The sequence below is a fragment of the Pseudoalteromonas sp. LC2018020214 genome (genome assembly GCF_016598755.1).
Taxonomy (GTDB): Bacteria; Pseudomonadota; Gammaproteobacteria; order Enterobacterales; family Alteromonadaceae; genus Pseudoalteromonas; species Pseudoalteromonas distincta.
On sequence record NZ_CP066805.1, the window covers coordinates 390,129 to 412,830 of the forward strand.

General features: G+C 39.0%; 24 protein-coding genes. 12 read left to right on the forward strand and 12 right to left on the reverse strand.

The window, feature by feature from the left end; genetic code table 11:
• Window positions 1–64 precede the first annotated feature (64 nt).
• The 5 genes from JG479_RS18145 (at window position 65) to JG479_RS18165 (ending at window position 3,896) form a co-directional block, all read left to right on the forward strand.
• Complete coding sequence (locus tag JG479_RS18145; protein ID WP_002959020.1) at window positions 65–463, forward strand: thiol-disulfide oxidoreductase DCC family protein; 399 nt, start codon at window positions 65–67, stop codon at window positions 461–463.
• The gene (locus JG479_RS18150; protein ID WP_200220672.1) at window positions 460–1,182 is read left to right on the forward strand and encodes an SDR family NAD(P)-dependent oxidoreductase; all 723 of its coding nucleotides are present in this window, start codon (window positions 460–462) and stop codon (window positions 1,180–1,182) included. The genes JG479_RS18145 and JG479_RS18150 overlap by 4 nt, the downstream gene beginning before the upstream one ends.
• Window positions 1,183–1,191: 9 nt before the next feature.
• The gene (locus JG479_RS18155; RefSeq protein ID WP_007375568.1) at window positions 1,192–1,800 is read left to right on the forward strand and encodes a flavin reductase family protein; all 609 of its coding nucleotides are present in this window, start codon (window positions 1,192–1,194) and stop codon (window positions 1,798–1,800) included.
• A 101-nt stretch (window positions 1,801–1,901) separates the two neighbouring features.
• Window positions 1,902–3,122, forward strand: coding sequence for a M24 family metallopeptidase (locus JG479_RS18160; RefSeq protein ID WP_200220679.1), 1,221 nt, complete (start codon window positions 1,902–1,904; stop codon window positions 3,120–3,122).
• Between the two features lie 114 nt (window positions 3,123–3,236).
• Entirely contained in the window at window positions 3,237–3,896 is a 660-nt protein-coding gene (locus JG479_RS18165; protein WP_002959016.1) for a DsbA family oxidoreductase, read from the forward strand.
• A 650-nt stretch (window positions 3,897–4,546) separates the two neighbouring features.
• Here the strand turns inward: JG479_RS18165 and JG479_RS18170 are convergent.
• The 7 genes from JG479_RS18170 to JG479_RS18200 form a co-directional block, all read right to left on the reverse strand.
• Complete coding sequence (locus JG479_RS18170) at window positions 4,547–5,230, reverse strand: hypothetical protein (RefSeq protein ID WP_200220692.1); 684 nt, start codon at window positions 5,228–5,230, stop codon at window positions 4,547–4,549.
• Between the two features lie 132 nt (window positions 5,231–5,362).
• A complete protein-coding gene (locus tag JG479_RS18175) occupies window positions 5,363–5,641 on the reverse strand; it encodes a peptidylprolyl isomerase (protein ID WP_002959014.1) in 279 nt (92 codons plus the stop codon).
• Window positions 5,642–5,743: 102 nt separating this feature from the next.
• Window positions 5,744–6,166: a thiol-disulfide oxidoreductase DCC family protein gene (locus JG479_RS18180; protein ID WP_200220698.1), complete on the reverse strand. Its 423-nt coding sequence runs from the start codon at window positions 6,164–6,166 to the stop codon at window positions 5,744–5,746.
• A 27-nt stretch (window positions 6,167–6,193) separates the two neighbouring features.
• Window positions 6,194–6,721 (reverse strand): response regulator transcription factor, encoded by a 528-nt coding sequence (locus tag JG479_RS18185; RefSeq protein WP_200220707.1) that lies wholly within the window; start codon window positions 6,719–6,721, stop codon window positions 6,194–6,196.
• The gene (locus JG479_RS18190) at window positions 6,718–7,959 is read right to left on the reverse strand and encodes a sensor histidine kinase (RefSeq protein WP_200220713.1); all 1,242 of its coding nucleotides are present in this window, start codon (window positions 7,957–7,959) and stop codon (window positions 6,718–6,720) included. The genes JG479_RS18185 and JG479_RS18190 overlap by 4 nt, the downstream gene beginning before the upstream one ends.
• 61 nt (window positions 7,960–8,020) lie before the next feature.
• A complete protein-coding gene (locus JG479_RS18195) occupies window positions 8,021–8,425 on the reverse strand; it encodes a nuclear transport factor 2 family protein (RefSeq protein WP_008133851.1) in 405 nt (134 codons plus the stop codon).
• Between the two features lie 8 nt (window positions 8,426–8,433).
• Window positions 8,434–9,741, reverse strand: a complete 1,308-nt coding sequence (locus tag JG479_RS18200; protein WP_200220716.1) for a metal-dependent hydrolase family protein — start codon at window positions 9,739–9,741, stop codon at window positions 8,434–8,436.
• A 153-nt stretch (window positions 9,742–9,894) separates the two neighbouring features.
• On the opposite strand from JG479_RS18200, the gene JG479_RS18205 reads away from it, so the two are divergent.
• Together JG479_RS18205 and gloA2 are read left to right on the forward strand one after the other, a co-directional pair.
• A complete protein-coding gene (locus JG479_RS18205; RefSeq protein ID WP_200220718.1) occupies window positions 9,895–10,974 on the forward strand; it encodes a ketoacyl-ACP synthase III in 1,080 nt (359 codons plus the stop codon).
• 70 nt (window positions 10,975–11,044) lie between these two features.
• Window positions 11,045–11,431, forward strand: coding sequence for an SMU1112c/YaeR family gloxylase I-like metalloprotein (gloA2, locus tag JG479_RS18210; protein WP_039488460.1), 387 nt, complete (start codon window positions 11,045–11,047; stop codon window positions 11,429–11,431).
• A gap of 34 nt (window positions 11,432–11,465) precedes the next feature.
• Here gloA2 and JG479_RS18215 read toward each other — a convergent pair whose 3' ends face one another.
• Both JG479_RS18215 and JG479_RS18220 read right to left on the reverse strand, forming a co-directional pair.
• On the reverse strand, window positions 11,466–12,830 hold the full coding sequence (locus JG479_RS18215; protein ID WP_200220721.1) for a leucyl aminopeptidase family protein: 1,365 nt from the start codon (window positions 12,828–12,830) through the stop codon (window positions 11,466–11,468).
• 87 nt (window positions 12,831–12,917) lie between these two features.
• A complete protein-coding gene (locus tag JG479_RS18220; RefSeq protein WP_002959004.1) occupies window positions 12,918–13,340 on the reverse strand; it encodes a hypothetical protein in 423 nt (140 codons plus the stop codon).
• A 103-nt stretch (window positions 13,341–13,443) separates the two neighbouring features.
• Here JG479_RS18220 and JG479_RS18225 point away from each other — a divergent pair, with 103 nt between their 5' ends.
• From JG479_RS18225 to JG479_RS18235, 3 genes are all read left to right on the forward strand, one after another.
• The gene (locus JG479_RS18225) at window positions 13,444–13,611 is read left to right on the forward strand and encodes an oxidoreductase-like domain-containing protein (RefSeq protein WP_200220723.1); all 168 of its coding nucleotides are present in this window, start codon (window positions 13,444–13,446) and stop codon (window positions 13,609–13,611) included.
• A 320-nt stretch (window positions 13,612–13,931) separates the two neighbouring features.
• Window positions 13,932–16,514 carry a TonB-dependent receptor plug domain-containing protein gene (locus JG479_RS18230; protein ID WP_002959002.1) on the forward strand — a complete coding sequence of 861 codons (2,583 nt, stop codon included), beginning with the start codon at window positions 13,932–13,934 and terminating at the stop codon, window positions 16,512–16,514.
• Between the two features lie 250 nt (window positions 16,515–16,764).
• Entirely contained in the window at window positions 16,765–18,198 is a 1,434-nt protein-coding gene (locus JG479_RS18235; protein ID WP_200220729.1) for a tetratricopeptide repeat-containing sulfotransferase family protein, read from the forward strand.
• Here JG479_RS18235 and JG479_RS18240 read toward each other — a convergent pair.
• Window positions 18,195–19,103 carry an alpha/beta fold hydrolase gene (locus JG479_RS18240; RefSeq protein WP_002958999.1) on the reverse strand — a complete coding sequence of 303 codons (909 nt, stop codon included), beginning with the start codon at window positions 19,101–19,103 and terminating at the stop codon, window positions 18,195–18,197. The two genes, JG479_RS18235 and JG479_RS18240, sit on opposite strands and share 4 nt — an antisense overlap.
• A gap of 128 nt (window positions 19,104–19,231) precedes the next feature.
• Between JG479_RS18240 and rlmF the strand changes: the two genes are divergently transcribed.
• Both rlmF and ltaE read left to right on the forward strand, forming a co-directional pair.
• A complete protein-coding gene (gene rlmF / locus JG479_RS18245; protein WP_200220348.1) occupies window positions 19,232–20,164 on the forward strand; it encodes a 23S rRNA (adenine(1618)-N(6))-methyltransferase RlmF in 933 nt (310 codons plus the stop codon).
• Window positions 20,165–20,204: 40 nt separating this feature from the next.
• Window positions 20,205–21,209, forward strand: coding sequence for a low-specificity L-threonine aldolase (gene ltaE / locus JG479_RS18250; RefSeq protein WP_200220349.1), 1,005 nt, complete (start codon window positions 20,205–20,207; stop codon window positions 21,207–21,209).
• On the opposite strand, the gene JG479_RS18255 is transcribed toward ltaE, so the two are convergent.
• Together JG479_RS18255 and JG479_RS18260 are read right to left on the reverse strand one after the other, a co-directional pair.
• Window positions 21,183–21,776 carry a thymidine kinase gene (locus JG479_RS18255; protein ID WP_007582344.1) on the reverse strand — a complete coding sequence of 198 codons (594 nt, stop codon included), beginning with the start codon at window positions 21,774–21,776 and terminating at the stop codon, window positions 21,183–21,185. The genes ltaE and JG479_RS18255 overlap by 27 nt on opposite strands.
• Window positions 21,777–21,869: 93 nt before the next feature.
• The gene (locus JG479_RS18260; protein ID WP_200220350.1) at window positions 21,870–22,664 is read right to left on the reverse strand and encodes an amino acid ABC transporter substrate-binding protein; all 795 of its coding nucleotides are present in this window, start codon (window positions 22,662–22,664) and stop codon (window positions 21,870–21,872) included.
• Window positions 22,665–22,702: the final 38 nt, after the last annotated feature.

The following is a 22,702-nucleotide window of genomic DNA, read 5'->3' on the forward strand; positions in this document are numbered from 1 at the left end:
AATAGATCCATTTGCAATGTCTTGTCGTAAAAAAGTATATATAAAATAATCACAAAGCAATTACATGATCATTTTTTACGATGGAAACTGCCCTCTTTGCAGCACCGAAATGCAGCAACTAAAACACGCAGACTCTAAAAATCTAATTACGCTTGAAGATCTTAACGCGAGCGACTTTAGTGAACGCTACCCGTATATTGATAAAGACAAAGCAATGAACTACCTGCAAGCCCAAAAGCAATCAGGTGAAATGATTTACGGGCTTGATGTAACGTACGAAGCATGGAAAATAGTGGGTAAACACAGCTGGTTGAAAATTTTTCGCTTGCCAATAATTCGCTTTTTCGCTGACTGCGGTTACCTGTTATTTGCTAAGTATAGGCACCCCATCAGTCGCTTTTTAATGCCAAATACTCAGTGTAGTAACGGCCAATGTGGACTAAAAGCAAAAGGTGATAAATGAAAATCATTGTTTTATTCGGCGCAAGCAGTGCCATAGCAAATGCATATATAGAACATTTACAAATAAACACGCCTACTCATCAGATTGTTTGTATTAGTTCAAAAAGTATTGAATCTGACTCTAGTGTTGTCCACCTGCATACTGACTACACAAAACAAAGTTTAGCGCGCGTTACTAATTACCTAAAAGAGCAAAATGCCGATATACAACAAGTTATTATATTCAATGGTACACTGCACAACGAAACCCATATGCCCGAAAAAAAGCTGGAGGATTTAGACGCTGAGTATTTTAGCCAACTTCTCAATTCAAACACCCTAACTCCCCTACTTTGCTTGCAGAGTATTTTGCCGCTCTTAACACATAAAACGCACTGTACTATTACAGCACTCAGTGCGCGTGTGGGCAGCATTAACGACAATAAATTAGGCGGTTGGTATACGTATCGCGCCTCTAAGGCTGCTCTTAACATGCTATTTAAAACCGCAGCGATTGAGCTTTCACGCCGAGCTAAAAATACCAAGCTCGTTTTATTTCACCCAGGGACTACTGATACTGCGCTTTCAAAGCCATTTCAAAAAAACGTACCCGCTGGAAAACTCTTTACAGCTGAATTTGTAGCTAAGCAGCTTTTTACAGTTACTTTTAATAACCCTCATTTAGAACTCAATGGTGAGCCTGCCTACTTAGATTGGCAAGGCGAAACCATACCGTGGTAAGGACCTTTAATGCATTTTACTAAAGAGCGCATAAACGCACTTGAAAAACACACTCGTACTCATTTAATTAATTCGCTTTCGGGTTTTAAAAGCGCCAACTTAATTGGCACGCAAGACAAACAAGGCAATACTAATCTCGCCATTGTTAGCTCTGTTATTCATTTAGGCGCTCACCCGCCACTAGTTGGCATGATAATGCGCCCAAATAGCGTGCCTCGACATACGTTCGAAAACATAATCGAAACCGGTAGTTACACCATTAATCAGGTTAATAAAGCTATTTATAAGCAAGCTCATCAAACATCAGCCCGCTACGATAAAGGCGAGTCAGAATTTGCAGCGACGGGGTTAACGCCCGAATACTTAAACGACTTTGCAGCGCCTTTTGTAAAAGAAAGCCGCTTAAAGTACTCAGTTAAATTTGTAGAAAACCAACATTTAGCCATCAATGGCACAGAGCTTGTAATAGGTGAAATCACTGATGTGTATTTAGATGAAGTAGCACTTCAAAGTGATGGCTTTTTAGATTTACAGGCTATTGAAACGGTGGCAGTAACTGGGCTTGATAGCTACCACACAAGTAATAAACTAACGCGTTTACCTTACGCTAAAAAATAATATGCCATTTTAAGAGGCTATAAACTAATAGCCTCTTATCGCATAACATTGAATTTTACCTTGGTATTAATCACACTAGCTAAAAATCCAAGGAGAAAAATATGACCACCATCGGTATTGGTACTCAATCAAGCGAGCAAGCGCTGGCAAGCCTAAGTAACATGACGCAAACGCTGATCCCTATCGCAGCTGACGAACATTTAGAGCGCATAGCCAAGGCGCAAGCGTATATGCTAGCAAACAACATAGATGCAATTTATTTAAACGCTGGCACCAACCTTACCTACTTTACAGGCATGAAATGGTACGCGAGCGAACGTATGGTTGGCGCGATATTACCCGCCCTTGGTGAAGTACAATACATTGCGCCTTATTTCGAAATTGGTTCACTAAACGGGTTTAAAGTAATAGATGGGCCTATTCATGGGTGGCAAGAGCACGAAAATCCTTATGCACTTTTTGTCGAAGTGTTAAAAAAACTAAACATTAATGAAAACGCAACTATTGGCATTGATGAAAGCGCACAATTTTTTATATTCGACGGCATTAATAAAGCACAAACGGGTTTAACACTCATAAACGCACAACCTGTAACGGCGCATTGCCGTATGCATAAATCAGTTCATGAACTTAGCTTAATGCAACGCGCGATGGGCATGACCTTAGCCGTACATCAAGCCACAGCAAGCATGCTTTATGAGGGAATAACCACCACCGAAGTAGAAGCTTTTATTAAGCAAGCACACCAAAAAGTGGGTGCACCAGGTAACTATTTTTGTATTGTTTTATTTGGTGTTGCAACGTCTTTCCCGCACGGTGTTAAAGACGCGCAAGTACTTAAAAAAGGCGATATGGTACTAATTGATACTGGCTGTAAAGTACACGATTACCTATCAGATATAACCCGTACCTATGTATTTGGCGAACCAACAATGCGCCAACGGATGTTTTGGGATCATGAAAAAGCAGCGCAAATGGCCGCGTTTAATGCAGCTAAAATTGGTGCTACGTGCGAAGACGTTGACGCGGGCGCACGTAACTATTTAGCAGCGCAAGGGCTAGGCCCGCAGTACCAAACACCGGGTTGCCCACACCGAACGGGTCACGGTATTGGGCTAGATATTCACGAATGGCCATACTTAGTTGGCGGTGATAAAACCCCACTTGCCCCAGGCATGTGCTTTAGTAACGAGCCAATGTTAGTGATACCCGATGAATTTGGCGTGCGTTTAGAGGATCATTTTTACATGACCGACAACGGCCCTCATTGGTTTACACTACCAAGTTATAGCATTGACGACCCATTTGGGCTTAACGCTTAAAACTGAATACCTTCAAGAGCAGCTGTTTAGCTGCTCTTTTTAGTTTGGTATTGATAAAGTGCAGTTCATCCCAATATCCCCTGTTATACCAAAGCAATCCTCAAAAGGATAAATATGAAAAACTTTAAAATTGATATCGTTTCAGACGTAATGTGCCCTTGGTGTGTAGTGGGTTATAAAAACCTAGAAACTGCACTAGAGCAACTCAAAGACGAAATGAGCGCAGATATTACGTGGCATCCTTTTGAACTAAACCCAGATATGCCAATTGAAGGTCAAGACTTAAACGAACATTTAATGCAAAAGTACAACCTAACAGAAGAGCAAGGCGACGAAAATCGTAAAAACATGTTCGAAGCCGGTCAGCGTGCTGGCTTTACCTTTAATTTTGATGGCAAACGCATCATGATCAACAGCTTTGATTTGCATCGTTTATTAATGTGGGCACGTGAAGAAGGTAAGCAAACCAAGCTAAAACTCGCCTTTTTTGAAGCGCACTTCACAGATTTAAAATACTTAAACCAAGAAGAAGCGTTGCTCGACGTTGTTGAAAAAGTGGGTCTTGATAAAGAAACTGCACGCGGTATTCTACATTCAGACAAATACGTACAAGACGTACGCCAAGAGCAAGACAACTTTAAACAAATGGGTATTACTTCCGTCCCTACATTTATCATAAACGATAAATATGCACTTACTGGCGGACAACCAAGCGACTCATTCATTCAAGCACTAAAACAAATTAGTGAAGAAGAAGCCAAGCAAGACGCTTAACGAGTAAAATAGCTGTTTAACACTTATAAAAGGCTGCACATTGCAGCCTTTTATATTGCGTATAGGCAAGCGAACATGAATCACCTTCTGATTAAATCTATTTGATATTTTATCGTCAAAATACAGTATTAAATGCGAGTGATTATTCATGAGTGATTTATCTTCAATCAAACATATACAATTATCGTAAATGAGCTTAGTTGTGATTTAATGAAATCGTATAAAAATTAGGGTGAGTGTCAGCGTCATTTTAGCTATTTTCTTCTGCGAAAAGTTTAAGTTAACACAGTAACTATGCAAGGCCCACCAGATTACATAGATAGAATGGAAAATTGGCCCGGTTGGATTGGCGAATGATAAATTTTACAAATTTAAATAAAAGAAAATAATGGGCAAACCAGCAGCAACCATCTCAAATTTTAATGTATGCCTTAAAACGACAGATATGGTGCCACATATTGGGATATATTGTCTAAAACTCTAGAAACTCCCCCCCCTAATTGAACAAACAAAGCTGCGCTACTAGATATCTCGCCGTTTTAGGTTTAAATTTTTACAGTCGTTTTTTTTGAATTTAGGTTGAGTGATATCGCTATTTTTAAACACTTAATATTAAGAGTGGATGCTAGATGATTTTTGTTATAGCCCACCTAACTGAGCTTCAATTCATCCCTAGATTTTTTATGAAAATCAATGAATTTTTTATAGAAGTTTTTAATAAAATCACACTCATTTTCAATTAAATTTTTACTCTCATCAAAATTTTTGTTTGCTATAGCATTATCAATTTCCCTATCTATTTTATTAAAAGAAGTAGTAATTCTATGAGAATTTATTGCGTAGAAGTCAGAATTGAGGGCTGTAAGAGTCAATGCATTAAACACAGAATCATACTTCCTTAGGTTATTTTGATAAATTTCTTTATTCTCACTGGTATACTGTTTTAGGTCCTCGATTTTATAAGATGGGGGTAATTCATTCTTTTTATAGTAACTCTCATACATTTTAAATTTAGCCAGCTTAAGAGTAGCAAGGTAACCTGAGGAACTACTAAGATCTAAAAAGGCTAAATATAAATCATCTAATATTTTATCCTTTTTAATAAAATCCTGTTGCCTGTACCAAGACTTGTATACATATATAGCAAACCCAACCCCTACTATAGTTGCCAAATTAGCCAACACACTCAAAGTAGCTTGAAAGATTTCTTTTCTTATTGTTGTAAACCAATTTATATCAAAACTTTCTGATAAATGAGCAATTATATATCCTGTAGTAATTAGCAATAGACAAATAGCTACATCCCTTAGCATAAGCTTACTATTATCCCTCAATGTTGTTACCTCCTTATTATATAATCTGTATTACTCTTTGATAGCGACTTATCTAAAATTAGACTAAACAAATTAAATTTCAAAACTATCAAAGACTAAATCGTGCGACTTTTTTTAGTTCTTAACAGAGAACTAAGTACGATAAAGTACTTTAATTACATGCCAGCCAAATTTAGTTTTAACTAGGTGGGGTTCTAAAATTGCGCCTTTAAATGCAATTTTGTCAAACTGTGGAACCATTTGTCCGCGTCTAAATTCACCTAAGTCACCGCCTTTTTTGCCCGATGGGCATGACGAATACTTTTTAGCTAAGGTTTGAAACTTTGCACCTTTACCTAATTGCTTAATAATATCTTCTGCAATCTCTTTGTGCTTTACCAAAATGTGAAGTGCATGTGCTGTGTTTGCCATGAAAAAAGCCTTTTATACCGTTAGCTAAAATTAAACGCGGCGATTTTAACACAACCTCATAAACCTAGCATCTACTTATACCGCAGTGTATTAACGCCTAATTTATAAATAATGTTTAGCATCATCTGGGTTGGGTACTCTGCAATACTGATATTTTCCAAATAACGAATACCTATTTAAAGCAACCCTATCGTATAGCCAATTATTAAACCTAGTTGGCAAAATACTAAATACGTTTGCTAGCTTATATGGGTAACCTAGCTGCTTAACAACATTAAAAAAAGCATGGCTTTGGGTAAATGCTTTACCATTTTCAACAAGCACCATAGAGGCGTATTCACTGGTTGAAAAACCAAAGTGTGTTAACAATAATTCCCCTTTTGGAGATTGCACGCTGCATAATTTAAAAATAGTATTTTTATCGTGAGCAATAATAAAGTTACACCACGCGCTGCACAGCTTACATTGCGCATCAAATAATATAATTTTTTGATTTTGCATTATTGTCACTGCATCATCGCTCATAACACTTTCCTTAAATTAAGTAATAAATTACTGCTGCACCGGCTTTTTTTGTAACTTGCGCTGCAAAGTACGTCTATGCATATTAAGTTGCCGCGCGGTAACCGACACATTGCCATTATTACTGTGTAATACTTGTTGAATATGCTCCCACTCTAAGCGCTCCGGCGACATAACCGCATCATCAATAACATTCGATGCCGATGCCACAGGATCGGTGTTAAGCGCTTTTAATAATGTTGCCATATCAACCGGCTTAGTAAGGTAATCGTTTGCGCCTAAACGCATTGCCTCTACTGCGGTTACTATACTTGCAAACCCGGTTAGTAAAACAATATGAGCTTGGGGGAGCAAACTACGCAGCGGCTTTATGAGTGTAAGTCCGTTATCGTCGCCTAGTTTCATGTCTAATAAAACAAAGTCGGGCAATAGTTTACGCGCGGTAAGTAACGCATCACTTTGATTATGCGCCACCTCGCAGATAAAGCCTTGTTTAGTTAAGCGCCTTGCCAGTGTGCTGGCTAAATTTATGTCGTCTTCAATTATAAGTAACTTCATAAGGCGTTATTCTCAGTGTTTACAATAGCGAGTTTAACTTTGGCGACAGCGCCGCCATCTGCATGGTTAAACAAGGTAAGTGAGCCATTTAAACGCTCAAAAGTAACGTTTGATAAAAGCACAGCAAGCCCCATTCCTTGATCGCTTGGCATAAGTTGCCCGCCCAGCTCTGCTAACTGAGATGACGAAAAGCCAGGGCCAAAATCGCGAATTAACAAGTAAACGCATTCACTATGTAAGTTATCTTGCTGCCAACTCAGCTCTAATTGAGTTTGGCCTTTTTTTTGATTAGCGAGCGCGGCATTTTGCAATAAATTTAAAATAGCAGGCAATAACATCGCATCACTCAATAGCGTTGCCGCAATAGGTGGCGTAATCCATTTAATGTGCTGATCAGGGTATTGCAGTAAAAGCGTATCTGTAATTTGCGTTTGCAGTTGCTTTACGGTGGTATGCTCTTGCGAATTTTTAAGGCGTAACTGCCTTGAGAGTTTTCTAAAGTCGTTAAGTTGCGTACTACACTGAGTAAGCGGCGCTTGCATATGCTTAACAATAGGGTTGTTTGGCTGGTCTTCTAATAACTCTTCAAACAATAGCTGTAAATTTGCAATTGGGGTCGCTAGTTGATGGGTGATTTGTGCAGCAGCCCCATCAAGGGTAACAAGCTGTTCATTACGCAATTGTTTTTCACGCACGTTTGCAATAATTCGCTCTCGCTCTTTAAGTGCCCTGCTCATTGCGCCAATAACAAGTGCAATTACGCTGGCACTTAAAACAAAATTAACCCACATGCCAATAAAATGACCACTCATATTCATTTGATGCATACTGTGATCGGGCATCTTTATAAGTAGCAAACTGTATGCGGCAATGGCTAATACCGCAATATAAGCTAATCCTTTTTCTCGCAGCGTAACAGCAGCTATCATTATAGGGAGCAATAACAGCGAAACAAATGCATTGGTCGCACCGCCGCTTAGCGATAGCAAAACCGTTAAAAATAATACGTCTGCAGTTAGCTGCATCAACATACCCAAAGGTTTAGCGCGGCTTACATTACGATAAGCAAATAGGCTAATAAGCTGAAACACAGCCTCAACGGCAATAACAATAAGTAAAGGCAGTAATGCAATTTGATGTTCTAGTAAAAAATAAACGCTAAGTACCGCAATTAATTGCACGGCAATAGCGCCGCTTCGCAGCATTAATAATCGACTAATGGTGGGGTCGGTACGCATTAACAACAGGTTATTGCCCAATCAAATGTTTAATAAGGTTATTTTAACGGTTATATGATTTTTAATCATCATCCATCGAAATTGAAAACGGCGCACAAGGCGTTCCTTGGTGAAACACCATTTTCCATTGTTCATTACTTTTACGCCAAAGCGACATACGTAAAGAATAATTAAACTCAGCGCGAGCAGAGCGCCTATAAGCTGCTTGATAACTAAGTTGCACTACATCATCGCTTAGCATTCGGCCCTTAAAATGCTGATTATAAAACTGTGGCACAACCTCGGTAGGTAAGCGGGTAAGTACTTGGTATTTATTAAATGTAGTGCCATTGGCAGCAATTTCGATAAATTCATCATCGAGTAAAGCATCTAATGCGCGCTCAGATTGGCGAACTTCTGGGTCTAGTAACTGGCGCTCAGCGTCAATCAAATGATTAAACAACGACACTTTTATTTTGCTGCTCATAACCTTCCCTATTGTTTATAAACTTGCCCGGCTTTCATAACAAATTGCACGTTTTTAAGTACGTCGATATTTTTAAGCGGTGAGCCATTCACACTGATAATATCTGCTTGTTTACCAACACTCAAGTCGCCAATGAGTGCGCTTTGCCCCAACAGTTTAGCTGCTTGTATAGTTGCTGATTTAATAGCTTGGGCTTCGCTCATACCATTGTTTACCATTAGACTAAATTCGTTAGCATTGAGCCCATGACGCGACACCCCAGAGTCTGTTCCAAAAGCTATATTGACCTTGTTTTTCAGTGCAAGTTTAAACGAAGCCTGCATTTTTGGAGTTACTTCACGCACTTTGTCGGCTATTGCCGGTGGCATATTTGGGTTTGTAAGCACCTCTTCACTTACCGTTGCCCCCGCTAAAAGCGTCGGTACTAAATAAGCCCCCGTTTTTTTAAATAACTTTATTGCCTCTTTATCTAAATAAGAGCCATGCTCAATAGAATCCACACCGGCTTTTAAGGCCGCTTTTATACCTTGTGTACCGTGTGCATGGGCTGTAACTTTACGTCCTAAGTGGTGAGCCGTATCAACAATTGCAATCAGCTCTGCATCTGTAAGTTGTTGGTTAACCCCAGCAGCGGTATTACTTAGTACTCCACCCGTGGCAGTAATTTTAATTACATCAGCACCACTTTTAATTACCTCGCGTACCGCACGGCTACAATCATCCGCGCCATTACATATACCAATCCCGCCTGTAACCGCATCTGTAATATCTTTTCGATATCCGTGCATATCTGCGTGTCCACCGGTAGGCGATATTGTATTACCCGCTGCAAAAATGCGAGGGCCGTTAATATCATTTCGCTCAATAGCGCGCTTTAGCGGAAATATTACTTTGTGATCGCTACCTAAATCACGCACTGATGTAAAACCCGCATCGAGCGTACGTTGTAAATATTTAATTGAGCGCAAAGCATAATCGGCATCATATTCTGTTGCCCAGCGGTGAGGGTTTGCTTTTGCATCTCGCTCAAACGTAACGTGAACATGCATATCAATAAGACCTGGCATTACAAATTGATTTTTAAGATTGATAATATCGGCATCAGGTAGGTTAAGTTCTGCTTTTGTGAGGTAGCCGTTTTTAATGGCTGTTATTGTATTATCTGTGATGACTAACGTTTGCTCTGTTTTTACTTTTTGATCTTCGGATGCAAGTAAACTGCCCGCATAAATAATTTTATGCTGTTGAGCAAAAGCCCCATTTGTTATTAATGCCAGCGTTATTGCAGTGAATGTTGTTATTAGTGTTGTTTTCATACTTGCTCCTTTTTTATACTAGCATTACCTTAAATAACCTGTAATTGCGAATATTTACGATACAAAGCATGCTATAAACTAGTCTTGAAAGCCGTTTTTTGGTATAACTCCCCCATTAGTAACACATGTCAGACCACCTTAAGAGAACATACTATGCCTTACGCACATATCACTGGTTGGGGTAAATGCATTCCACCAGCAAGCATTAGCAACGATGAAATTAGTGAAATAGTTGATACCACCGACGAGTGGATAACCACGCGTACTGGCATTAAATCTCGCCGAGTGAGTCATGTAAGTACCGCTGAGCTGGCAACCGTTGCTGCTAAGCATGCTATTGCGTGCGCAGGCATTGATCCTAAAGATATTGATTTAGTGATATTAGCAACCTGTACACCTTCTACTGTTGTGGCAAATACCGCCTCACAAGTGCAAAAAAATATTGGTGCAACAGGCGCTGCCGCAATGGATACAAACGCGGCATGTTCGGGCTTTTTATATGCATTGCAAGCTGCTACAGCACAAATTCAAGCGGGTATGATTAAAAAAGCAGTCGTCATTGCCGCTGAACGTATGACCTGGTACGTAAACTGGGCACGTCGCGACAGCGCTGTTTTATTTGGTGATGGCGCAGGTGCAGTAGTACTTGAAGCGGCAGATACCCCAGCGGGTTTACTTGGTACCAAAACCGGTTGTGACAGCGAAGACCGCGATATTTTACACATCACCAACTTTGGTAGCGATTTAAATAAGTATGAGCCAATTGGTCCTTCTGATTTATTATTTGAAGGTCGTGAAATTTTTAAACGTGCTGTTAAAGGCATGAGTGAAGCGTGCGACGACGTACTTAAACAAGCCAACTTAAGCCTTGACGACATTAATGTACTCGTTCCACACCAAGCTAACTTACGTATTATTCAGGCTATTCAGAATCGCTTAAAAGTACCTGACGAAAAAGTAATGGTTAACATTGGTGAATATGGTAATACCTCTGCTGCGACTATTGCTATAGCGTTATGTGAGGCGGTTGAGCAAGGGTTAATTAAACCGCATTCAAATATTATGTCTGCAGCATTTGGTGCAGGCCTTACGTGGGCTGCAAGTTACATAAAATGGGGCGAACGTGTAACGCCTATTAGTGTAAGCGATGCTGCTTTACTACCTTGTGATAAAACTGGTTTAGAGCTTGTAGCACCGGCCGTTAAAGCATGTAAAGAAGCGCAGCCTAGCTAACACAACATGTAATAAGCCACATATAAAACGCACTTCATTAAGTGCGTTTTTGCTTTTTAAGGAATTAAATTTGAAACTTTTAGGTATTCACCACGCTGCCATTATTTGCAGTGACTATGCACGTTCTAAACACTTTTATAGCAATGTACTTAAACTTAACGTTATTAATGAGCACTTTAGAGCTGATCGTAATTCATATAAATTAGATTTAGCCATGCCCGATGGTAGCCAAATAGAGCTATTTTCGTTTGATGGATCGCCCGCAAGACCCAGCTATCCCGAAGCACAAGGCTTAAGACATTTAGCTTTTAAGGTAGCGGATGTACAGATTGCAAAAACGTATTTAGAGTCGTGCGATGTAAACGTTGAGGATATTAGAGTGGATGAAATAACCGGCAAAAAGTTTACCTTTTTTGCCGATCCAGATAACTTGCCACTTGAGCTTTATGAGGTTTAAAGCTCAAGTTATATCTTACTATTGAATCAAAAACTTACTTATTAAAACGATTTTGTAGGTAATTAAACACCGCACGAATACCTAACGCTTCACCACCCGTTGGACGACCTGGTAATGCACGTAAGTTCCATGCCATTACATCAAAGTGTACCCACGGTGTTGTTGGTTCAACAAATTCTTTTAAGTAAAGCGCTGCGGTAATAGCACCACCAAACGGTGTGCTTGCGCAATTTGCCATATCGGCTACATCACTTTTTAGTAAGCTTTTGTATTGCTCAAACAACGGAAGTTGCCAAACAGGGTCATGTACACTTAAACCGGCGTCAATAATGCCATTTGCTACACCGCGCTCTGTTGAGAAAAAGCCCGGAAGCTCCGTGCCCAGTGCAACACGACATGCACCCGTGAGGGTAGCAAAATCAATAATTAGCTCAGGATTATCGTTTTGCGCTTCGCTTAATGCATCACATAATACTAAGCGACCTTCAGCGTCGGTATTATCAATTTCGACCATAATACCTTTGCGCGTTTTAATAACATCGCCTGGGCGAAATGCATTGCGCGATACTGCATTTTCAACCGCTGGTACAAGTACACGTAATCTAATTGGTAAGTTAGCTGCCATAATAAGCTGCGCTAGTGCCATTACGTGCGCCGCGCCGCCCATGTCTTTTTTCATGTTACGCATGCCAGAACTCGGTTTTAAATCAAGTCCGCCTGAGTCAAAACATACGCCCTTACCGACTAGTGTAATTAATGGAGCATCTGATGCGCCCCATTTTAAATCAAGTAAACGCGGTTTATTTTCGCTTGCACGACCCACCATATGAATAGTCGGGTAGTTTTGCTCTAGTAACTCATCGCCAACCCACTGTGAAAATTCGCCATTATAAGTTGCAGCTAAATCTTCCATAACTTGCGATAAATGTTGCGGCATCATATCTACCGCTGGAGTATTAACTAAATCACGTGCAAGTGTAATGGCATCAGCCTGTTGGCTAATGCGTTCATATAACGCTTTATCGCTAATGGCTAATTGCGCCTTTGCCGTTGGCTTTTCTTTATATTCACTAAATTCGTAACCACCAAGTACAAACCCTAAAGCAACCTGCTCTACAAAAGCGCTGTCGCCTTGAATTTGATAAGTACCTGTAGGAAGTGTATTTGCTAAATTACCCGCAGCCCAAAAATCATCGCTGCTTTGCATTAGACAAAATACCTGGCTTAACTCGCCCGTTTTAGCATCAGGAATTAAAGCAACACCTTGCTTTTCAAAACCTGTATTAGTTAACCAATTTTGTATAAATGCAGGCTGCTGTGCTTGCCAGTCAGATAATTCGTTTTTAAGAATAAAAGATAAAGGAATACCAGAAGATGTATGACGTAGTAATGCACTCATTAAAAAGCTCATATAATATAAAAATGGTACTTAAGAGCATATCAATAAGCGCACCTAAAAGGTATCGCTAATTTGAAGGGATTTTAGCTACTTTTTTAAGCTATTTTTAGATTCTTGCTTTTGATTTTCTTGATCTATTTTAGCATCTAGTTCTTTAATAGATTTGTTCATATTAAACGAACTTGGCAGTACATCAACTCCCACCAAACTCCCTAATTTAACAACTAAAGGAATTGTAAGCGGAGCAAAAGGTAATACAGCAAATACACCGAGCCCTAACCCTTTTAAAATATCAACAAATTGCTCATTTGCGCGTTTTAACTCTTCTTTACTTGTGTGGCCTTGAGTGTAACGCCTATAAATAGAGAGCATTTCTTTAGTTTCTTGTTTTTCTTGGGCGAGTGCGATTTTAAGCGCCACCATAGCACGTCGAAAACGCAGCTGTTGGCGTTTTTTACTAATTTTAACTACCCGCCAAGGTGCACGGTGAATAACTTTATATAATCGCATAACTTTTATTTTCACACAGCAGCACAGGTTCACAAAGAATAATTTACTTACAACACCCTTTAACTTACCCTTTGCACCAAATTAGTATTAAATACATACAACAATGCAGAATATAACAAATCAATTACCGCAAAAACCTGAAAAACCAAAATCGGATGAATGTTGCGGTGGTGGCAGTTGCTGTCCCTGCGTATGGGATGAATACAAAGAAAAATTAGCAGCTTGGCGGTACGCACAAAACATTGAAAACCCACAAAAAAGAAACAAATAAATAACATTTAAATGCAGTTAGCGCATTAATATTCCCCTCAACAGCCTTATTTGCACTTATTTAGTTCATTTTAGTTTTACTTTGCACCACTGTTGCATTTTCTCTTAAATTGAATCTTTTTGTTATCAAACGGTTAATTAGTAATTGCCCTTCCTGTTTTTTATCTATAGTCTGTAGATAGGACTTCACAAAAAGTAAGCTTAATTGATTAGGCTTTTGAGCTAAAACCTCAAACTTATGTGAAACAAAAAATTAAGTTAAAACAAATGATGTGAAATTTACATCAAAAATAAGAATTATTCTAACTGGGGAAAATTAGAATGAAATTAAAAAGTAATGCGCTAAACCAAGCAATCAAATTTGCTTTAGCTACAACCACTGCAGGGTTATTTATTTCTGGATCTGCTATTGCGGCGGACGAGCAGGAACAAACTAAAGTAAATAAAAACGTTGAGAAAATTGCCGTAGTAGGTACGCGTTCAGCTCCTCGTTCAATAGGTGACTCACCGGTTCCAATCGACATTATTGGCGGCGAAGAGCTTGAAAAGTCAGGTAACACTGACATGCTTGAGCTTTTAAAAGGTGCAGTACCATCGTTTAACGTGCACCAAAACCCTATCAGTGATGCGGCTTCTCTTGTTCGTCCAGCTAACTTACGTGGTTTACCGTCAGACAGCACATTGGTTCTTTTAAACGGCAAACGTCGTCACCGTGCTTCTGTAATTGCATTTTTAGGCGGTGGTATTAACGATGGCGCGCAAGGCGCAGATATTTCAGTTATTCCAAGCATTGCGATTAAACAAGTAGAAGTACTTCGCGATGGCGCGGCTGCGCAGTATGGTTCTGATGCAATCGCCGGTGTAATGAATTTCCAACTAAAAGACGCTTCAGAAGGTGGTAAATTAGAAATCCGCCACGGTCAATTTTATGAAGGTGATGGCGATACAACACAAGTGTCGGGTAACGTAGGTTTACCGTTTACCGACAATGGTTTTGCTAATTTAAGCTTTCAATATAAAACAGCTGATGCAACAAGCCGTTCAGTTCAACGTGCCGATGCTGCAGCACTTTCAGCTGCCGGTGTGCCTGATGTATCTTCTCTTGCACAAGTATGGGGTGCACCAGAAGTAGATGACGATATTACTATTTTTGGTAATGTGGGTTTAGAGCTAACAAACGACTCTGAATTTTACATGTTTGGTAACTACTCTGAACGTGATGTACGTGGCGGTTTTTATTACCGTAATCCGCAAACTCGTTCTGGTGTTTACTCAAATGATGGTGGCGAAACATTACTTGTTGCCGACACAACACCTGATATGAGTGCTAACTGTCCAACTATCACAATAACAGACGGCAATGTACTAGATGATCCTGCTTACATAAATGGTGTAGCAAACAACCCAGATTGTTTTGCCTTTAATGAGATGCTTCCAGGTGGCTTTACACCTAACTTTGGCGGCAATATTACTGATACTTCTTTAACTATTGGTACTAAAGGTCGATTCACTGGTGGCTTCTTAAAAGATACTTACTATGACTTAAGCGGTACTGTTGGCTTAAATGAATCACGTTACTTTATTTACGACACGGTTAATGCCTCTTTGGGTGCAGATACGCCACGTGACTTTAGCCCAGGTAAATATGAACAGCTAGAGAAGAACTTTAACTTTGATTTATCAAAAGGTATCGACTTTGGTTTAGCTTATGATGTAAACATTGCCGGTGGTTTTGAGTGGCATGAAGAAACATTTACTATCGTCTCTGGTGATGAAGAATCTTACACAGCAGGTCCTTTAACAGAACAAGGCTTTGGTATTGGCTCTAACGGCTTTCCTGGTTTTAAACCATCACAAGCAGGTGAATTTTCTCGCCGTAACTATGCAGCATATGTTGATGTTGAAGCACCGTTTACTGAAGACTTCTTAATGGGCGTAGCACTTCGATTTGAAGACTACGACAGCTTTGGCACTACCACTAACTACAAAGTAATGGCTCAATACCATTTAACTGAAGATTTAAATATTCGTGGTTCTGTAAGCAGTGGTTTCCGTGCACCAACGGTTGGTCAAGCTAACGTAAGTAATGTACAAACAAGTTTAGATGGCGGTGTATTACAAGATTCAGCGCTTCTTCCACCAACAAACCCAATTGCAGTGCAATTAGGTGGTACAGAGCTTGAGCCGGAAGAATCGCAAAGTTATACGCTTGGTGCTGTATACACTATCGGCGAGTTATTTTTAACGCTTGATTACTACAACATTCAAGTTGATGACCGTATTAGTCAATCAGATAAAATCAACTTAAGCCAAGCAGACAAAGATACCCTTGCAGCAGCTGGAGTACCTAATGTACAAGGCCTTGCTCAAGTAAGCTTTTTCACAAACGACTTTGACACAACAACACAAGGTATCGATTTAGTTGCAAACTACACTGCTGAACTAATGGGCGGTAGCTCTACCTTTAGCCTTGCATATAACTGGAATGATACTGAAGTAACTAAATTTAGTGAGATTACAGGTGCGTTTAAAGTTAAACGCTTAGAAGAGGATTTACCTAATCATCGTGCAACGTTCACATTGTCTCAACAATGGGAATCAGTTTCAGCATTTGCTCGTGCAAACTACTACGGCGAATACCAAGGTGTTCACGTTGATTATGATGCAACAGCTAAAACAGCGGATGCTGCAGTCACTATTGATGCTGAAGTAACTTACTTCTTAAATGAATCAGTTAGCTTCTCTGTAGGTGCTCAAAACTTATTCGACCAAGATGCTGAAAAACTTGATTTTGCAGATGCAACGGGCATCCCTAATAACAACTGGGGTGGTCAGTTCTACGAAACATCTCCGTTTGGTATTAACGGTGGCTTTTACTACGCTAAAGCAACATATACTTTTTAAACTATTTTCATGAAGAACCAAAGGCGAAATGTTAAAGACATTTCGCCTTTTTAATTTTATAGTTAATAAAAATAATAATGAACAATACCAATTGCATTGAATAAGTGTTCTATTATAGCGCTCAGAAAATAGCGTAATAACAAGGCGAAAACTATGATATATAGTTGCTCTATATGAATAATTTTTAACGCAGTGAGTACGCTATTTAATGCGATAGAATGATTATTTTTTTAATAAAATTGGTATAACTATGCTACTTGAAAAAGCCAACCAACTACTGCAGCAAAATAAACTCAAAGAAGCTGAGTTTCATTTTAAAACGCTATTAAATAGTAACCCTGAAAATGGTGAGGCTTTATTTGGCTTAGGCAGAATTGCCTTACGACTAGAACGTTACGACGCTGCTGTATACCTACTCCAAAAAGCCTGTGAGCGCTTGCCTCATATGCTTGAACCATTACATGCCCTTGCTGATGCATTTAACGGTGTTCATTCACCAAACGATGCACTAACGGTGCTGGAATACGCAAAAAAATTAGCAAGTCATAATCCAGAACCTCATTATTACTTAGCACAGCACTATTTAACACATGGCGAGTTAGATAAAGCTCATACAACTTTTGCTCATGCACTCAGCATTGGTGTATATCCTGTAACAGCCTATATTTTATTTGAACTTGTACAATTAGGTCGCTTTGATAAAGAGCATAATTATGTAAGTAATTTGCACCACTTATTAACTCAAACGAGTAATTTACGTTTAAAAATGGTGTGTTACTACGCATTAGCAAATAGTTACGATGCACTTGAGGATACCGAGCAAGCATTTAATTATTTTATATTGGCGAATAAATTACAAAAAAAATTAAGTGAATTTAACACTAAAGATTTAACCCCTTTTTACGATGAAATAATAAAATACAACACCGAGGAGTTTATAGCCTCTGCCGATAAAAAGTTTACGGGTAATATCACGCCTGTATTTATTATTGGCATGCCTCGTAGTGGCTCTACCCTTGTGGAGCAAATGTTGGCAAGCCATAGTCAGTTTTCAAGCCTAGGAGAAAGTACGAGTATTAGTAATAACGCAGTTGCTTTTATCGAACAAAAAACGGGAGTGACTTACCCGCAATGTTTAGCACATTTAACGCCGGATTTAATCAAAAAAGCCCGCGAGCTGTATATCACAACATTAAAAACAGCATCGCCCATCAGACCTTTTATAATAAATAAACTGCCGAGTAATTATCAGTCGCTCGGACTTATATATATTCTATTTCCAAATGCTAAATTTATAAATTTAAGTCGTGATTTTAATGCCACCGCATTTTCTATCTTCACTAATTACTTTGCTGAAAACGAGCCTTACTTTTGCTCACTACCTGAGTTTAAGCTTTATCATAAGTTGTATGAAAAACTGATGAGCCATTGGCACTCTTTTAAAGAGATGCCAATTTATGATGTCAGTTACGAAGATTTAGTGAGTAACCCAAAAGAGCAGCTAACGCAGTTACTTGGCTTTTTAAACTGTAGTTTTGAAGAGCGCTGCTTAGCGTTTTATAAACAAAAAACACCGGTAACGACCTTGAGTAAACATGCTATTCGCCAACCTATTAATAATGCCGCAATCGCTAAGTGGGAGCGTTACAAAACACCTCTTCTAAAGTTACTTGATGAGAATTAATTAATCGGATGTGCTTTAAACCAATTAAGTAAATCTTTAAATTGATCATCACGCGCACTTGGGTGGGTAAGCATATTAATATGATCGTAATCAAAATTATGCCCGTGTTTACGACCGTAAATTCGCATTTGCTGAATGCCTTGCCCCGATTCGTCCATAAATTTTTGAATATCGATTGGTTGCGCTAATGCTTTATCTTTTACCGCAGCAATATGAAGCGTTGGCGGTAAATGCAGGTTGTTTAGCGTTTTTGCATAATCAAAATTATCATCAGAATCTATCCATGGCTTCTTTTTAGCCCATTGCATACTTTGATAATGCGACTTTTGAGTTTCGTTATCGCTGCCCCACTTATAACCTTTAGCATTTAAATAGCCATGTTTTTTAGCAAGTAAAGGCGCCATAAAATACCAAATTAAATTGGCTTGTAATAATTTTTGAGGGTGACTATTAAATAAAGAACGCTTAGAGCCAAAATACACACATGCTTTAACATCGTTAATATATTCTGGAAAACGTGCAAACGCGCTGTTCATCAATACCCCGCCCCAAGAGTGAGCAACCCAGTAGTCTGGCTTTTTGCCTTCAATCAACTCTATTTGCTTAATAAAGGCAGGGATGTCTTCTAGGATAGACTCAGTTTGTCCATATTCGGACTCGCTCGAAATGATTGGCTTGCTATCACCTCGGCCACGTAAATCAGCCACATAACATCTATACCCATGCTCAGCTAAAAAAGGGGCAAGTCCTTTATTGGAGTGCGTGTAAAAAATCTTACCGTTTTCTATTGCTCCATGCATAAAAAATACGATGGGCCCTTGCTGATCTTCATCGCTAATACGGCGTAAATGAAGAGTTTGTTGGTCAGCTAAATTAATAATTATTGATTGCTGAGAAATTGCCACAGTTATTCCTTTTTATTATTTGCAACTCATCCTACCAGTAATATTAAATATACCAAAGGAAATGTCTGCACTTTACTCATCAGCATTTGTTACAATCACCACATCATATCTGTTGTTAAAATGAAGCCATGAAAGAAAATAAAGCACGTTCAAAATTACACCCTCGTAACCTACATAAAAATGGGTACGACTTCGATTTATTAACAACAGAGCACCCTGCTCTACTGCCCTTTGTTATAACCACACCTGCAGGGACTAAAAGTATTGATTTTAGTGATAACAAAGCCGTTAAAAAACTTAACCAAGCTCTTTTAAAAGCACATTATAATATTGATTTTTGGGATATTCCCGAGCACAACTTATGCCCGCCTATACCTGGGCGTGTTGACTACATTCACTACTTGGCCGACCTATTAAGTGATGATAACCAACAACAAATACCTTTAGGTAAGCAAATTAAAGTACTTGATATTGGCACTGGTGCTAATTTAGTTTATCCGCTTACTGGTACAAGTGAATATAAGTGGCATTTTACCGGGACTGATATTGATACAGCCTCAGTAAAAATAGCAAAGCAAATTGCTCAGTTTAATGGTTTAAAAATAACCCTAAAACAACAAAAAAACGCATCACATATTTTTAAAGGCGTTATAAATCAAAAAGATCTATACCATTTAACGCTCTGTAACCCTCCGTTTCATGCAAGTGAAGAAGAGGCAAGTAAAGGCAGTGAACGTAAATGGAAAAACTTAGGAAAAACACCCAGTAGCACGCTTAACTTTGGTGGTCATAATAATGAATTATGGTGCGAAGGCGGTGAAGTACAGTTTATCTCTAATATGATTAAAGAAAGCGAAGACTTTGCAGAACAAGTACTGTGGTTTACGTCGTTAGTCTCTAAAAAAGATAATATTGCAGCGCTTGAAGAAGTGTTAAAAGCTCACCCAATAGCCGAGTATAAAATAGTTGATATGGCACAGGGTCAAAAAATTAGCCGCTTTATTGCATGGACCTACTTTGATAAAGACACTCGTGAGCAAATTTGTAGCGAGCTTGATTAATACCAATTTTATTAAAAATAATAAAAAGGATAAGGCAATCATGATAGATTTTCGCTCTGATACAGTTACAAAACCAACAAAAGAAATGCGCGATATTATGTACAACGCACCGGTTGGTGACGATGTATATGGTGATGATGAAAGCGTTAACCAACTAGAAGCCTATGCGTGTAAGCGTTTTAATTTTGAAGCCGCACTTTATTGTAGCTCAGGCACACAAGCCAACTTACTAGCGTTAATGGCGCACTGTGAGCGAGGTGACGAATACATTTGTGGCCAAAATGCTCACAATTATAAGTTTGAGGGTGGCGGCGCAGCTGTATTAGGATCTGTTCAGCCACAGCCTATTGAAAACGAAGCTGATGGCAGCATCCCTTTTAGTAAAATAGCGGCGGCTATAAAACCAGACGATTGCCATTTTGCAAAAACGCGATTGCTCAGCTTAGAAAATACCATTGGCGGAAAAGTACTCCCGCTTGAGTACTTAGCCCAAGCACGTGACTTTGTTAATACGCATAGTTTAGCGCTGCACTTAGACGGCGCACGTGCTTTTAATGCCGCTGTTGAGCTAAAAGTTGATATCACTGAAATTACAAAACACTTTGATTCAGTTTCTATATGTTTATCTAAAGGTTTAGGTGCGCCCGTAGGCTCTTTATTATTAGGCTCACCAGCACTTATTAATAAAGCAAGGCGATGGAGAAAAGTACTTGGTGGCGGTATGCGCCAAGCCGGAATGCTTGCAGCCGCTGGGCAGTTTGCACTTGAGCACAATGTAGAGCGCTTAAAAGACGATCATCAAAATGCACGTTATTTGGCTCAACAATTAAGTGAAATCAGTGGCTTTACTGTAGATATGACTAACACCACTAATATGGTTTACGCAACATACAGTAGCAGTATAAATATTGAAGATATTGCTGAAGCGCTTAAACAACAAGGTATACTATTTAGCCCAAGCAAGCAGCTTAGGCTAGTAACGCATTTAGATATTACGCGCGAAGATATTGATACATTTTTAAATGCTTTGTCGGCCCATATTTAACGCGGCTTTATAATGTTTGCGGCATACCGAAACATATCGGTCATTGCCGCCAATTTCTACTTGGTTACCATCGGCTATTGCTTCGCCATTTTCATCAGTACGCAGTACATGGTTTGCTTTACGTCCACAGTGGCATACAGTTTTAAGCTCAACTAACTTATCAGCCCACGCAAGCAAATATTGCGACCCTATAAATAGCTCGCCTCTAAAGTCGTTACGCAAGCCATAACACAATACCGGTATACCGAGTTCATCAACCACATCGGTTAATTGCATTACTTGTTCTTTTGATAAAAATTGGCACTCGTCAACTAACACACAATGGCGCTTTTTATCATTATTGAGAGATTGAATAAGATCAAAAACATCTTTACTGGCATCAAATACATGCGCATCAGCTTGCAAACCAATACGAGACGATACTTTACCCACGCCTTGTCTATCATCAATAGCAGCAGTCAGGATCACAGGTTCCATGCCACGTTCTTTATAATTAAATGCAGATTGTAATAACGTGGTTGATTTACCTGCATTCATTGCAGAGTAGTAAAAGTATAATTGAGCCATTGCGGTGCCATTTTATAAAAAGTGCGCTTATGCTACCTTAATATTAAATTAATACCAATTTACAAACGCGAATTTTATTTTGTCAGGGCCTGTTTATTTAATTGTTTGTAAGTATTTAATATACACAGGTGCACTTTCAAATTTTGATAACCACTCCCACATTTCCCAACTTAGGGTGTTATTTTCTTCGTAGAATTTTTTTGAAAAAACAAGATAACCATGGCTGGTTTCGTAAGGGGGATAAATAGGTTTAACATTATTACCCTCATACGGATAACTCGACACTTTTAAGCCATCTACTTGGCATAGATCAACGCTCGCCTGCACTACTCCCTTATCTAGCAACTCAAAAGCTTTGCTTTTAGAAAACGTATTATGAATAAAAAATGGTTCTTCTTTTAACGCGCTATTTAGCCCATAACCATTAGGAATAGCTATCGTAAATGCTTTATTTTGAAATACTTCACGAGTCTCCCATTCCTTATGAAATTTATAACGCCCTATAAGGCAGCTGCCAAATTCACTTACTGCGTAGTCATCTTGTAACTTACCTTGCTCATCAACAGGGTAAACAGCAACGTTTTCTCGCCCTTTGCGGTAACTTGCAATAACAGCATTAACTCGATTAAATTCTAAATCGTTTAAGCATCTACGCCATGGCTTTCTAACAAATGATATTGCTACATTGGGCAATGCTAAATCAAGTTGTTGAAGTATTTCGATTGATGCACCAGGTTTATCTGTTGGTATATTTTGGCCATCACCTAAAAACATGGGTGCTATATTTTTGTCTTCGTAACAAAACACGAGACTTTGCGGCTTGCTAAACGCAGTAGCGGTAAACATTAAACTGGCAATAAAAAAGTAAACTAAGCTATTAATACGCATAATAATTTTTATTAGTTGATTATTTAAATTATAGGTTG

Coding starts and splice junctions, on each gene's coding strand:
- JG479_RS18145 (WP_002959020.1), top strand. CDS start 65: ATGATCATTTTTTACGATGGAAACTGCCCTCTTTGCAGCACCGAAATG.
- JG479_RS18150 (WP_200220672.1), top strand. CDS start 460: ATGAAAATCATTGTTTTATTCGGCGCAAGCAGTGCCATAGCAAATGCA.
- JG479_RS18155 (WP_007375568.1), top strand. CDS start 1,192: ATGCATTTTACTAAAGAGCGCATAAACGCACTTGAAAAACACACTCGT.
- JG479_RS18160 (WP_200220679.1), top strand. CDS start 1,902: ATGACCACCATCGGTATTGGTACTCAATCAAGCGAGCAAGCGCTGGCA.
- JG479_RS18165 (WP_002959016.1), top strand. CDS start 3,237: ATGAAAAACTTTAAAATTGATATCGTTTCAGACGTAATGTGCCCTTGG.
- JG479_RS18175 (WP_002959014.1), bottom strand. CDS start 5,641: ATGGCAAACACAGCACATGCACTTCACATTTTGGTAAAGCACAAAGAG.
- JG479_RS18180 (WP_200220698.1), bottom strand. CDS start 6,166: ATGAGCGATGATGCAGTGACAATAATGCAAAATCAAAAAATTATATTA.
- JG479_RS18185 (WP_200220707.1), bottom strand. CDS start 6,721: ATGAAGTTACTTATAATTGAAGACGACATAAATTTAGCCAGCACACTG.
- JG479_RS18190 (WP_200220713.1), bottom strand. CDS start 7,959: ATGCGTACCGACCCCACCATTAGTCGATTATTAATGCTGCGAAGCGGC.
- JG479_RS18195 (WP_008133851.1), bottom strand. CDS start 8,425: ATGAGCAGCAAAATAAAAGTGTCGTTGTTTAATCATTTGATTGACGCT.
- JG479_RS18200 (WP_200220716.1), bottom strand. CDS start 9,741: ATGAAAACAACACTAATAACAACATTCACTGCAATAACGCTGGCATTA.
- JG479_RS18205 (WP_200220718.1), top strand. CDS start 9,895: ATGCCTTACGCACATATCACTGGTTGGGGTAAATGCATTCCACCAGCA.
- JG479_RS18215 (WP_200220721.1), bottom strand. CDS start 12,830: ATGAGTGCATTACTACGTCATACATCTTCTGGTATTCCTTTATCTTTT.
- JG479_RS18220 (WP_002959004.1), bottom strand. CDS start 13,340: ATGCGATTATATAAAGTTATTCACCGTGCACCTTGGCGGGTAGTTAAA.
- JG479_RS18225 (WP_200220723.1), top strand. CDS start 13,444: ATGCAGAATATAACAAATCAATTACCGCAAAAACCTGAAAAACCAAAA.
- JG479_RS18230 (WP_002959002.1), top strand. CDS start 13,932: ATGAAATTAAAAAGTAATGCGCTAAACCAAGCAATCAAATTTGCTTTA.
- JG479_RS18235 (WP_200220729.1), top strand. CDS start 16,765: ATGCTACTTGAAAAAGCCAACCAACTACTGCAGCAAAATAAACTCAAA.
- rlmF (WP_200220348.1), top strand. CDS start 19,232: ATGAAAGAAAATAAAGCACGTTCAAAATTACACCCTCGTAACCTACAT.
- ltaE (WP_200220349.1), top strand. CDS start 20,205: ATGATAGATTTTCGCTCTGATACAGTTACAAAACCAACAAAAGAAATG.
- JG479_RS18255 (WP_007582344.1), bottom strand. CDS start 21,776: ATGGCTCAATTATACTTTTACTACTCTGCAATGAATGCAGGTAAATCA.
- JG479_RS18260 (WP_200220350.1), bottom strand. CDS start 22,664: ATGCGTATTAATAGCTTAGTTTACTTTTTTATTGCCAGTTTAATGTTT.